Raw genomic sequence first — 12,716 nt, forward strand, 5'->3', positions numbered from 1 at the left:
CCTTAGATATCTCTATTATACAGTAAGTAAACCATTTAGGCATGTATTTACTACAAAATCTATGAACTTTTCAAGGTACTATGGCAGGGCTTTTGACCCCAACATCATAATGATAACAGTATTTTTATAGAAAATCCAGAGCGATTACAATAAGATACGGATGAAATGATTTTATAAAAGGAGAGAAAAATGAAACGATATTTATTGCCCGAACAGGGGAACTTTTACAAAGCAAACCTGCATTGTCATACGAATTTATCAGATGGAGCACTGTCGCCGGAAGAGGTGAAGAAGCTTTATAAAGAAAAAGGATATTCTGTGGTTGCCTATACGGATCATGATATTCTGATCCCTCATCCGGAACTTGCGGATGAAAAATTTCTTCCGCTCAATGCGTTTGAGATGGAAATCAATGAACCGGCGGAAAAAGATTTTTCTCAGATTAAATGCTGCCATTTATGCTTTATTGCGCTGGAACCGGATAATGTGGTGCAGCCCTGCTGGCATCGGACCAAATACCGTTTCGGCAATGCTGATCAATATAAGCACCTGGTAAAATTTGACGAGACAGAATCGGATTATGAACGGGAATATACAGCCGATGGAATCAATGATCTCATTCGCCGCTGCCGGAAAAAAGGCTTTTTTGTTACATACAATCATCCCACATGGTCACAGGAAAACTATCGTGAATATAGTTCCTATATCGGTATGAATGCAATGGAAATCTGTAATTTTGGCTGTATGACAGAAGGATATGAGGATTATAACCCGAGGGTATATGATGATATGCTCCGGGCAGGAAAGAGAATATACTGCATTGCCGCGGATGACAACCATAATCGAGGGGAATATGGTACAAGGAAGTTTGATTCTTTTGGCGGATTTACCATGATTAAGGCGGACAGACTGGATTACCGCACGATCACAGGCGCTCTGGAAGCTGGTAATTTTTATGCTTCACAGGGGCCTGAGATTCATGCGCTGTGGATGAAAAATGGAAAACTGTATATAGAGTGCGGACCGGCAGAGAAAATTCAATTTACTTCCGGAATCAGGCGAAATTCCGTTGTCTGGGCGGAACCGGGAGAGTCTGTCACAGAAGCTGTATTTGATGTAAAACCGGAGGACGTATATATCCGTGTTACCGTGACAGACCATGCCGGGCGCCATGCGGATACCCGTGCTTATTTTACGGATGAACTGTTTTCTGCCGATTAGTGCTTTGCCCCAGCATTGCGGAGACTTTCCGGACAGTGAAGAGGTAGCTGCTGATCAATACCACGTCTGCACCTGCCCAGGCAAGTACTTCTGCAAGAAATACACCAGTCTCACCGATGTAACGGGAAAGAATGAGCGCGGCACTGGTACGCATAATCAGTTCAGCAATTCCGGAAACCATGGGCAGGAATGTATTTCCCATTCCCTGCAGAGAAGAGCGGAACACATACAGAGCATACAGGATCGGAAGGCATACGCACATGATGGTCAGATAGCGGTAAGCTACATCGATGGTCTGTGCCATTTCCTGTTCTGTTCCGGATACAAATCCGCTGAGAATCCATCTTCCTGACAGAAGCATGACTGTGGAAATCACCAGGGAAGTGAGGACCGCTGCCAGAAGAGCGGAGCGTACACCGCGGTGGATGCGATCCATTTTTTTGGCTCCAAGATTTTGTCCTACATAAGTAGTCATGGCAAAACCGAAGGAAGAAGTGGCAATTTCCAGAACTCCGTGAAGCTTGCTTCCTGCAGTAAAACCGGCAATAAATAACAGGCTGAACCGGTTGACGACAGATTGTACGATCATTCCGCCTGCGGCAATGAGCAGATTCTGCAAAGCCATGGGTGCGCTGGTGGAAAGCATGGAACTTACCAGCTGTTTTTGGAGATGCAGATGCTCTTTCTGCAGGAAAAGCAGATCGATCTTTCGTATGTAATAGAAGCAGTAGAGACAGGAGCAGAACTGAGCAATCAGGGTGGCTGCTGCTGCACCTGCGATACCGAAATCCAGTACAATTACGAACAAAAGATCCAGTATTACATTGATAACGGAGGCTGTGATCATAGCCCGCAGAGGCGTCTGACCGTCTCCCAGAGCCCTGAGAATAGATGCCTGCAGGTTGTAGGCGGCGATAACAGGAATGCCGATAAAGCAGATCCTCAGATAGAGGAGTGCATAAGGAATTACCTCTTCCGGTGTCCGCAGAAGATGCAGGATCGGAAGCAGCAGGAGCTGTCCGAGAAGCAGAAGAATCAATGCGCTGACGGAAGATAATATCACAGAATTGCCGACTGCTGTTTTCAGACGGCGCTCATCTCTGGCGCCAAAAGTCTGTGCGATCAGAATGGAAAATCCCTGTGTAAGCCCCTGAAGAATTCCAAGAATAATAAAGTTTGGCCATGTGGATGCCCCAAGACCTGCAAGGGCGCTTACCCCCAGTGATTTGCCAACTACCATACTGTCTGCGACGGAATATAGCTGCTGAAAAACATTTCCGATCATCAGTGGTAATGCAAAAGTGACAATCAGCGAAACCGGTCTGCCGGTGGTCATATCTTTTAATCTGGCTGTCATGAGAACTGTTCACCTCTTACTGAAATGTTATTATGATGAACCGGCAGCGTCTGCAAATATAAAGGGAATCCATGGCCGCCGGATCATTCTTTGCCTATATATTAGCATTATCTGTGATTACAGAAAATGCACAGTTTCCAGAAAAAATATCACAATATCACATAAAAAAGAATCCTGTTTTGCAGGATTCTTCACTTCGGGGCGGATTGCTTCAGTAATGAGTTTTATCATGAACTGTTCTGATTCAGCTGTTTACGGTATTCCGAAGGCGTGCATCCCTGAAATTCCCTGAACCGGCGGATAAAGTAACTGAAATTCTCATAGCCCACTTCCAAACCTACTTCCATGACCGGCATGTCTGTTGTCTGAAGAAGCAGACATGCTTTCTCAATGCGGAACCGGTTCAGGTACTGTACAAAGCTGATGTATAATGTCGAGGAAAAATAATTGGAAAAATATTTCGGAGTCATATGCATGATACCGGCTGCCTGTTCCAGAGAGATATTTTCCTTATAATGTTCCGCTACATAATTGATCACTTCCTTCAGACGAAGGGCGGTCTGGGAGTGCTGACGGGACATATGGCCTGCTTCTGTAAGGAAAAGATGATTCTGTTCGAGGACTGCGATCAGCCGGTACAGTTCTGCTTTGGTGAGGAGCTGGTAAGCAGCAGGCTGCTCTGTATTATGCTCTTTCAGCCGGTAAAGAATCCGGGAAATTTCCGTATATCCTGCGGTATCCGGAGATATTTTCAGGGGAAACCATCGTTCTTTGCAAAGCGGGTTCAGAATCGCTGTCTGCGTATAATCCTGTTCCTGGAAATTCAGCATAGACAGGGAAAATACGAAGGAATAATAGGAGTTTTTCTCGTCAGTACCACAGATCTGATGAAGCTGTTCCGGATTAAAAAAGAAAATATCACCGGTGTTTCCATCCTCGGAAACGCCGTCTGCATATATCCGGAAAGGTCCTTTTTCCACAAATAAAATCTCCATATTCTGGTGCCAGTGAAAAGGTACCAGAATCTTTACGGAGCTTCCGGTATGGGAATGATAATACTGGAATGGAAACAGAAGGGAGCCGTGTATTTTTTTCTCTTCATAATCGTTTTTCATGGGAGATTCCTCCTATTTTCTGCTGTAAGTTGTATGCTGAAAGAGATGATATGGTTCAGTCTTTCAGATCGTCTGTCGGAATAACAAAATACGATGTAAGGGAGCTTTTACTGCTGTTACATCGTATTTTCTCACGTTCACTTTTCTATTTATTTATAACATTTTCTTTTTTTTATGTCAAATTTTCTTTTTTTATGTCAAACTTTTTGATGTACCGGTTATCTGGGCCATCTCTCCCTGCGCTCCATGAGCGGCGCAAACGGAGTATGAGGTTCTGCCTGATACCAGTAGGCTACGGTAGCTACATCGTCCTGGCGCTCAAATAGTCCGCCGTGGTAAACTCCGATCTGCTGGATCGTGACTCTCAGGTCTTCCTCAAAAAGAATGGGATCTGCGATATGCCAGCGGTAAAAACTGCGCTCCGGCATTTTATCATCGTTATGATAATCATTGTGGACCAGAGTATCACGATTGGAATAATAAGGGTATCCCATAAATGGCGTACAGTAGGTATTTTCCACGGTCCTTCCGTTTTCCTGAGCCGCGAAGCTCCATGCTCCGCCGAAGTAATCTTCGGTTCCGGTTCCGCAGATGGTAGGATATTCCTGATCGCCGTCGATGTAAAATTTCACTTCGCCTTCTCCGTACCAGTAACGTTCGAGCGTGGTCAGTGCCATATATGTTCCAACATACTGCCCGCGCCCTTTGACATTGTCAAGAATGACATAATCCTGACCTTTTTCCGTGAGTCGCTGGCGTTTCCACTGGGCGTGGAAGTAACCGGTATTTTCCGGAAGAGTGTCGGTAAGACAGTAATCTACCTGGTAAAAGAATGCTTCCAGGTCTTCGTCGCACTGATTTTCAATAGTGATGCGTGCTTTTTTGTAAAAAGGCATCGGGAAATAACAGTTAAAGCCTCTGGTGGGGTTTACAGCAATCGGCAGGGAATTGACGCAGTAGGATGCGCCGAATCCACAGCAGAAAAAGTCACCCAGAGGGCTTTCTACGGAAGGAGTCTCCTCATTGTCCCAGTACATGCGCAGCACCAGGTCTCTGAGCAGATAGCGGTTGCGGTCACTGGTGTGATCTGTGACCGTGATCCAGATGTGCTGGATCGTTCCGGGACCGGTAATCTCAGCAAGGGTCACGGTTTCGCCGGCAGCAATCCTGGGAACGCAGGGGGAACCTTTTCTGGATGGTCCCAGAGGGCTTGCCGCCATGCCGCCTTTTCCTTTTTCGCCATTTTGGTTTTCCCAGTTGATACTTCTGCTTTTGCCTTTTTTTAATTGAGAAATCTGACTTAAATCGAACATAGTGTACTCCTTTTTCCTGATGGGTTATGTCTATTATTTGGGTGTGTTTTATTTTAATTACCAATATTAGTTACTTTAATTGCCGATTTGGGTCGCCTGCATCAGCAATCACTTTTGTTTAGTAGGAAACTTCGCTTACTGTACGATAAAACATTCCGTGATAAGATTATCTGTACCTATTTTAACATTGTCTGTTTCTATGGAAAATACACAGTTTCCAGAAAAAGTATCACGAAATATAGCTGGATAAAAACGGGTGTCATCCATTGGCTGCTTAACTGGAAATCGATGGATCATATTAGATATTATCAAGCATCTGATGAACGGCTGCAGGAGAAAGATGTAAAGAATCTGCGATTTCTTCATTGCTTTTTCCCTTGAGTTTTAACATCAGAACTTTATTAAGACTGTTAATGTTATCTGCGCGTTTCTTTTCATTGTCTGCGCGTTTTCTTTCATCATCCGCGCATCGCTTTTCATCATCTGCCCGCTGCTTTTCTGCTAATACTTTATCCTCTGCATCCCTGCACTCCTTTTCGTATCCATCCTGAAAGCTGATTTCTTTTTCATTTCTGATGTGTAGATCTTCGTCATATTCCTGTAAGATCATATTTGTCACCTCCGCTTTGTTTCCGAGCAGGATATCGGTCAGAATTTATAATAACAATTCCGGTTCGATCCGCTTAATATGCGATTCCAGAGTTGTGCGGTCAACAAGTGCCGGGACGACACCCTGTCTGGAAATACAGAATCCGGCCGCATAATTAGCGATGCGGATGGACTTTTCCAGTGAATATCCGTCCGTCAGACAGGAAGCAAGGCAGGAAATAAAGGCATCTGCGCCTCCGGTGGTGTCTATCGGGGTAAAGTCAGCCGCAGGAAAATATCTGGCAGTGTCGTTGGTTTTCAAATAACATCCGCGAGAGCCGAGGGTAATGATAACGTTTGGAATACCCTGACAAAAAAAGTATTCTGCCTGATCCTCAATAGTACCGTATTCCGGAGGACTGAGCAGTGAGGCTTCATAACGGTTGGGGATAAAAAAGTCAATGTAGGAACAAAGCTCACCTGGCATAGCTTTAATGACGGTTGGTTTTAAAAAGGTCTTAGCTCCATATTTTCTGGCGGTTTTTGCTGCCTCGAGAGTTGTTTCGTTTGTCAGTTCGGTGGAGATGAGACAGCATCCGGAATTTTTGAATAAATGCTGGCGCTGCCGGATGCATTCGGGGGTCAGATTACTGTTGGCTCCTGCGAGAACGCTGATCGCACTTTCACCGCTTTCCTCAATATAAATATATGCTTTTCCGGTAGGGAAATTCGGATTTCGCTGGATGCCCTGCGTGATTACATGTTCTTTTTCCAATTGGTCAAATATCAGATTGGAGTCAATGTCATTGCCGATCTCTCCGATCAGGGAAACTTCCCGTCCGAGTTTGGCTGCGCCTACAGCCTGGTTGGCGCCCTTTCCGCCAAGGGAAAAAGTGGAATTCAGGATTCTTGTGGCTTTCCCGGTCTGCGGCAGAGAATCTACATTAAAAGTCAGGTCTGTGTTGATGCTTCCTACTACAACAATTTTTTTGGAACGAAGGAAAAATGGTACGTAGAGGCTGTCTTCGGTATCCAGGGAGCAGTCTCCGGAAAAAGAAACTCCTGCATCTGTATCCGCTGTTTTTTCACATTTCTGTATGATTGCTTTTCCGATATGATAGCCGAACTCTTTGTACGGGATACTGATGCTGGAAATATGCGGATAGGAAATAGCCTCCCTGACTTCGTCCTTCAGGCTGACAACAGACAGATCGGAAGGGATGGAGTAATGAAGCCGGTCCATATCCTCATAAAGAGTCAGAGAAGAGGAAAAGTGTGAACTTACTACTCCGGAGAATTTGTGTCCCAGCAGTTCGGTGAGATAATCCGGGTTCCCGATGGAAATTTCCATAGAGTTATGGTATGGAATGTGGTTGTCAAACAGACATTTTCGGAATCCTTCCAGAACCATCATGGAACGCTGGCTGTCAGGTTTTATCAGACAGGCGATTTTTGCATGTTTATAGTCAATCAGTTCCTGAGTGAGCAGGTATCCCATTTCCTCGTAATTGATTTTGAAAGAATGGGGATTGTCTTTCTCCATGATATGGATGAAAGGGATATTCTGATCAGTCAGGTAATGCTCCAGCTGGTGACTTTTGGCATTGACGGGTTCCCAGATCACACCGTCCACACGTTTCTGAGAGAGGGCGTTAATGTGTTTCAGCTCCAGATCCGGACGGTTCCGGCTGTCAAACAGGAGAAGGCTGTAATTACATTCCGCCGCAGCTTCTGCAATACCTGAAAGCATGGAATTGGTGCGGGGCATATTGGAAAGCACAACTCCCAGTATGAACGTCTTGGCGGTGGAAAGGTTTTTTACCATGCCATAGGGAGTGTAATTATATTCTTTTACAATTTCCAGAACTTTGTTGCGGGTTTCTGCTGCAATGTTCTGGTCTTTATTATTTACGATCTTTGAGACAGTGGAAATGGAAACACCTGCCAAAGCGGCGATTTCTTTGATTGTCATTGGTGACCTCCTTCTATGAAGGGATTTTTTATTTGCTGATGAATACTGAAATTTATATTTCCAGCATTCTGTTTCTTTATTATGTGGTATAAGAAATGAATTGTCAATCCATAGATTGATAGATGTGTCTAAAAAAATAGTTGAAGAAAAAGTTTTATTAAACATAAATGATAAAAATATTGATAAAGTCGAACTTGTGTCATATAATACGAGTACAGAAAAATGTGAAATTCATATGAGAATAAAATAGAAAAAGAGGAGAATAAACTATGAAGAAAATCCTTATCATCGGAAGTCTGAACATGGATATGGTAATAGGAATGAAACATATGCCCGTAGTAGGAGAGACTGTGCTTGGGGAGAATCCGTCGTATATTCCGGGAGGAAAGGGCGCCAATCAGGCGTATACAGCCGGAAGTCTGGGCGGAAATGCGGCTATGCTGGGATGTCTGGGAAAGGACAGCCATGGTCGGGCACTGCTGGAAAATATGAAAAAAAGCGGAATCGACTGCTTCGGAATTTCTATGCTGGAAGAGTATCCCACCGGCATGGCGGTGATTTATGTGAACGAGGAAGGCAATAATTCCATCGTTGTCATTGCGGGCGCTAACAAAGCCTGTGATGTAGAATATCTGAAATCGCATGATGAAATGATCCGTGAGAGTGATTATGTGATCTTTCAGATGGAAATCCCCTGCGAGGCTGTGTTTTACGGAATTGAAAGAGCCAAAGAACTGGGAAAAACAGTAATTCTGAATCCAGCCCCGGCTCCGGAGAATCTTCCGGATGAAATTCTTGAAAAGGTGGATTACCTTACACCGAACGAAACAGAAATTGTAAAACTCACCGGGAAAACAGAGGAGACTCTGGAAAGTATTCAGGCAGGTGCCAAAGAACTGCTTGGAAAAGGTGTGAAAAATATTCTGGTAACACTGGGAAGTCAGGGAGCAATGCTGGTAAATGAAGAAGGCGTACACCAGTATCCCACACGGAAAGTAGATGCTGTGGATACCACTGCAGCAGGTGACTGCTTTAATGCGGCATTTGTGGTAGGTCTGTCGGAGGGAATGAGCAATGCACAGGCCATCCGGTTTGCAAACACGGCTTCTTCCATTGCGGTCACGCGAAAGGGAGCGCAGAGTTCCATACCGACCCGGGAAGAAGTGGATGAAGTCATTCGTATGGAGACAAGATGAATCCGTGTGCAGGCAGAAAAAATGAGATCATGTGCATGGAGACAAGATGAATCCGTGTACAGGCAGAAAAAATGAGATCATGCGCATGGAGACAAGATGAATCCGTGTGCAGGCAGAAAAAATGAGATCATGCGTATGGAGAATAGATGAAGTCATGCGCAGGCAGGAATAAAAAGGATGTAATTACGCATAAGGAGGAACGATACAGGAATGAAGCAGGAATACATTGAGAATATATATGCCGGCTGGCTGGCGAAAATTATCGGAATCCGTCTTGGTGCGCCCATTGAAGGCTGGACCTATGAAAAGATCAGAAATACCTACGGTGACCTGCGGGATTATCCGGTGGATTATCATGAATTTGCGGCGGATGATGACAGCAACGGACCTCTGTTTTTTCTGAGAGCATTGGAAGAGGGACGGCATGGATTTGATCTTGAAGCCCAGGATGTGGCTGAGGCTCTTTTGAATTATGCTCCCTTTGAACATGGATTTTTCTGGTGGGGAGGTTACGGGATTTCCACAGAACATACCGCATATCTGAATCTTCGAAACGGAATTCCGGCACCGATGAGCGGAAGTATTGAGCAGAACGGTCATGCAACGGCAGAACAGATCGGCGGCCAGATTTTTATTGATACATGGGGGCTGGTAACTCCGGGAAATCCGGATCTGGCTGCAAAATATGCGGAAAAAGCCGCGAGCGTTACACATGGCGGCAACGGAATTTATGGAGGCATTTTTGTGGCAGTATGCATCAGCTATGCATTTGAAGAAAAAGACATCCGGAAAATTATCGAAAAAGGTCTTTCCTATATTCCGAAGGACTGTGAATATGCCCGTGTGGTAAGGGCAGTTATGGCATTTTATGATGAGCATCCAGAGAATTGGAGAGACTGTTTCCGGTATATCTATGAGAATTTCGGCTATGATAAATATCCGGGCAACTGCCATATTATTCCGAACATAGCTGTGATGATTCTGGGACTTCTTTATGGAGAAGGGGACTTCTCGGATACTTTGAATATTACGAACATGTGCGGCTGGGATACAGACTGCAACGTGGGAAATGTAGCGACAATCATGGGTGTGCGCAATGGGCTTGCCGGTATTGATTATGATAAGTGGAGAAAACCGATCAATGATTTTCTGGCATGTTCCAGTGTAGTGGGATCCATGAATATTATGGATATTCCTTACGGAGCCGCTTACATTGCGAAACTGGCGTATGCAGTGGCCGGTGAGGAAATGCCGGAGCCGTGGAAAACCATTACGGAAGAGAGAATTGACAGCTGTCACTTTGAATATCCGGGTTCCACTCATGCCATCCGTGTCCGTACAGAAAGCTTCGGCAATGCCCGGACAGGCTATGAAACAGCAGTGATGAATACAGACGAATCGGCTGCTTCCGGGCAGCGTTCCCTGAAAGTTCTGGCGAAAATGGTGACAGGCGGGGATGCTGTTTTTGCGTACCGCAAAACGTATTATCAGCCGGAAGATTTCCACGACAGCCGTTATGATCCGTGTTTTTCCCCGCTGATCTATCCGGGTCAGACTCTGCATGCAAGTGTCTGCATACCAGAGTACAGCCAGGACGCGCTGATCAGCCTTTATGTCCGTGACGCGCATACCGGAAAGGTTTATGAAAGTGAAAAAACTGCTGTGAAAAAGGGAGAATGGAATACAATTTCTTTCGAAATCCCTTCGCTGGAGGGGGCACTTCTGGACGAAATGGGCGTCTGCTCACGTATCATGGGAACCCATACAGAAGTTTTTGATTATGTGGTACTTCTGGATGATCTGTATGCAGACGGAAATCCGGACTATACTCTGGACTTTTCTGCAGAAACCGCAGAAGTATGGCCGGGGCTTCACCGGGAAATCAGCCAGATGACCAAACTGAAAGGGCTGATGTATCTTGAGGATGGACAGCTTCATCTCTCCTGCTCCGATTTTGCGGAAGCCTATACGGGAAGACATGACTGGAAGGATTATGGGGCAGAGTTTACATTTACCCCTCTTACAGGAGAAAACCATATGGTAAATGTACGCGTGCAGGGAGCCATTCGTTCTTATGCTTTTGGACTTCTTCCGGATGGAAAAGCCGCACTGCTGAAGAACGATAACGGATACCGTGTCCTTACGGAAAAACCATTCGACTGGAAATCCGGTGAGGAGTATACGGTGAAAATCACGGTAAAAGGAAATGTCCTGAAAGCAGAGATCGGAGATTGTGTCCTGGAAGCCTGTGATGAAGAACGTCCATATCTGAGAGGCGCTGTGGGTGTATCCATGATGAAAGGCAGCCATGATAAATACCGCAGAATTAAAATTATAAAGTGATTCAGAATTAATAAACATAAGTACTGAAATCAGACAAATGGTTTCCTGAAGACGAAAAAACTTCCGGAAACCATTTGTTATTTATTCCGTGTAAAGTGAAAGAATTGAAGAAAAGCATAGAATGGGAGGAAATTGTATATACAAGGTCTTGATCCGGCTGGGAGGGCCTGCCGGATGTCAATATCATTTCCATTGTTGTTATATTTGAAAATGGCAAATGTATTCTGTGTGGATGAAAAAGACTGCCAATCCATGCTTGCGTAATTTCGGGCAACGATTTACTATGTAAGTATAGAATAATCGTAACTGTTGAGATGCCGCTGTCTGTGAATGTACCGGTCAGATACGAATAATCTTAACAGATATACAGGAGGAAGACATGAACACGTCAGAACGCTTATCAGCTACGCTGAATTTCGAAAAACCGGAGGACAGAGGGGCATTTGCGGAGACTTTTTTTCCGTGGACGCTGACTGTGGAACGATGGCTGAAGGAGGGGATTCCGGAGAAATTTACAGCGGATTACTTATACCCTCAGGCGAAGGACCGGAGCAGGAGATATTTTAATGATTTGATGACAGATCCGGTTTATGAGTATGAACAGTTCCTGGGTCTGGACGGGGTAAAGAGAATGTCTTTTCGTATTCCGTTCAAATGTTTTGATGGGCAGGTACTGGAGGATACACCGGAATTTACTCGGAAACTGGACGAAGACGGATGGCAGAGGAGATATTATAAGACGAGAGATCTGGTACAGGAAGTAAAGCCGGTGATCGTGGAAGAGGAGGACTGGCCGCTTTTGAAAGAGCGAATAGAGTCTGAACTGGAGCATTACTGCAGTGATGAAAAACTCCGGGAAATCTATGGGAAATACACAGACGGGCACCGCAGAGGGGATTTTTCTATCCGTTTCCGGGCTTCCGGATTTTTCTGGACGGCAAGAGAGCTTCTGGGTGTGGAAGAACACCTGATCGCTTTTTATGAAATGCCGGAGCTGCTGCATGAAATCAATGATTTTATTCTGGAAAAATATCTGGAGTATTTCGATAAAATTTTCAGCCTGATACAGCCGGAAGTAATTCTGTTTGAGGAAGATTTAAGCGGTGTGAACGGACCAATGATATCACCTGCGATGTTTGACGAATTTGTCGGGGATTATTATAAAAAACTGATTCCATTCCTGAAGAAAAAAGGCGTGAAGAATGCATTCGTGGATACGGATGGCGATTTCAGACAGCTGATTCCCAATATGCTGGCTGCAGGTGTAGATGGCTTTCTGCCGATGGACGTGAATGCCGGGATGGACATCGTGGAAGTGAGAAAACAGTTTCCCGGAGTAAAACTGATCGGTGGCTTTAATAAGCTGGCCATTGCAGAGGGAAAGGAAGCTATTGATAAGGAATTTGAGCGGCTGATGCCTGTTATCCGTCAGGGCGGATATATCCCCGGAGCGGATCACCAGGTTGCACCATCCACTTCTCTGGAGAATTACCGGTATTATCTGGGGTGTCTGAAAAATGTCATGAAAGAAGCGGGCGCCGATGCACCGAGAAAAGCTTGTATCAGCAGGCAGCAGCACGTTTGCTCTGCCAAAATATACTAACAGGAGGA

The 12,716-nt window shown here is 45.0% G+C and carries 9 protein-coding genes; 4 read left to right on the plus strand and 5 right to left on the minus strand.

All coding sequences use genetic code 11. From position 1 onward, the window contains the following. The first annotated feature begins 189 nt into the window (after positions 1-189). On the plus strand, positions 190-1,221 hold the full coding sequence (locus ACTNEW_RS14320; protein WP_441062214.1) for a PHP domain-containing protein: 1,032 nt from the start codon (positions 190-192) through the stop codon (positions 1,219-1,221). Here ACTNEW_RS14320 and ACTNEW_RS14325 read toward each other — a convergent pair. The 5 genes from ACTNEW_RS14325 to ACTNEW_RS14345 all read right to left on the minus strand — a co-directional run bounded on the left by ACTNEW_RS14325 (position 1,193) and on the right by ACTNEW_RS14345 (position 7,566). Beyond that, on the minus strand, positions 1,193-2,578 hold the full coding sequence (locus ACTNEW_RS14325; protein WP_441062215.1) for an MATE family efflux transporter: 1,386 nt from the start codon (positions 2,576-2,578) through the stop codon (positions 1,193-1,195). The two genes, ACTNEW_RS14320 and ACTNEW_RS14325, sit on opposite strands and share 29 nt — an antisense overlap. 227 nt (positions 2,579-2,805) lie before the next feature. Then, entirely contained in the window at positions 2,806-3,693 is an 888-nt protein-coding gene (locus ACTNEW_RS14330) for an AraC family transcriptional regulator (protein WP_441062217.1), read from the minus strand. A gap of 218 nt (positions 3,694-3,911) precedes the next feature. Beyond that, positions 3,912-5,006, minus strand: a complete 1,095-nt coding sequence (locus ACTNEW_RS14335; RefSeq protein WP_441062219.1) for a glycoside hydrolase family 172 protein — start codon at positions 5,004-5,006, stop codon at positions 3,912-3,914. Positions 5,007-5,304: 298 nt separating this feature from the next. Beyond that, on the minus strand, positions 5,305-5,616 hold the full coding sequence (locus ACTNEW_RS14340; RefSeq protein WP_441062221.1) for a hypothetical protein: 312 nt from the start codon (positions 5,614-5,616) through the stop codon (positions 5,305-5,307). 45 nt (positions 5,617-5,661) lie between these two features. Next, positions 5,662-7,566: a PfkB family carbohydrate kinase gene (locus tag ACTNEW_RS14345; protein WP_441062223.1), complete on the minus strand. Its 1,905-nt coding sequence runs from the start codon at positions 7,564-7,566 to the stop codon at positions 5,662-5,664. A 269-nt stretch (positions 7,567-7,835) separates the two neighbouring features. On the opposite strand from ACTNEW_RS14345, the gene rbsK reads away from it, so the two are divergent. The 3 genes from rbsK (at position 7,836) to ACTNEW_RS14360 (ending at position 12,708) form a co-directional block, all read left to right on the plus strand. Next, positions 7,836-8,762 (plus strand): ribokinase, encoded by a 927-nt coding sequence (gene rbsK, locus ACTNEW_RS14350; RefSeq protein WP_441062224.1) that lies wholly within the window; start codon positions 7,836-7,838, stop codon positions 8,760-8,762. A gap of 210 nt (positions 8,763-8,972) precedes the next feature. Then, positions 8,973-11,105, plus strand: coding sequence for an ADP-ribosylglycohydrolase family protein (locus tag ACTNEW_RS14355; RefSeq protein WP_441062226.1), 2,133 nt, complete (start codon positions 8,973-8,975; stop codon positions 11,103-11,105). Between the two features lie 379 nt (positions 11,106-11,484). Beyond that, the gene (locus ACTNEW_RS14360; protein WP_441062227.1) at positions 11,485-12,708 is read left to right on the plus strand and encodes a uroporphyrinogen decarboxylase family protein; all 1,224 of its coding nucleotides are present in this window, start codon (positions 11,485-11,487) and stop codon (positions 12,706-12,708) included. Positions 12,709-12,716 lie beyond the last annotated feature (8 nt).

It is taken from the genome of Blautia sp. HCP3S3_G3, assembly GCF_052063365.1.
Lineage (GTDB): Bacteria > Bacillota > Clostridia > Lachnospirales > Lachnospiraceae > Blautia_A.

Excerpts from the sequence above, each read along its gene's own strand:
- ACTNEW_RS14320 (WP_441062214.1), top strand. The coding sequence starts at position 190 with ATGAAACGATATTTATTGCCCGAACAGGGGAACTTTTACAAAGCAAAC.
- ACTNEW_RS14325 (WP_441062215.1), bottom strand. The coding sequence starts at position 2,578 with ATGACAGCCAGATTAAAAGATATGACCACCGGCAGACCGGTTTCGCTG.
- ACTNEW_RS14330 (WP_441062217.1), bottom strand. The coding sequence starts at position 3,693 with ATGAAAAACGATTATGAAGAGAAAAAAATACACGGCTCCCTTCTGTTT.
- ACTNEW_RS14335 (WP_441062219.1), bottom strand. The coding sequence starts at position 5,006 with ATGTTCGATTTAAGTCAGATTTCTCAATTAAAAAAAGGCAAAAGCAGA.
- ACTNEW_RS14340 (WP_441062221.1), bottom strand. The coding sequence starts at position 5,616 with ATGATCTTACAGGAATATGACGAAGATCTACACATCAGAAATGAAAAA.
- ACTNEW_RS14345 (WP_441062223.1), bottom strand. The coding sequence starts at position 7,566 with ATGACAATCAAAGAAATCGCCGCTTTGGCAGGTGTTTCCATTTCCACT.
- rbsK (WP_441062224.1), top strand. The coding sequence starts at position 7,836 with ATGAAGAAAATCCTTATCATCGGAAGTCTGAACATGGATATGGTAATA.
- ACTNEW_RS14355 (WP_441062226.1), top strand. The coding sequence starts at position 8,973 with ATGAAGCAGGAATACATTGAGAATATATATGCCGGCTGGCTGGCGAAA.
- ACTNEW_RS14360 (WP_441062227.1), top strand. The coding sequence starts at position 11,485 with ATGAACACGTCAGAACGCTTATCAGCTACGCTGAATTTCGAAAAACCG.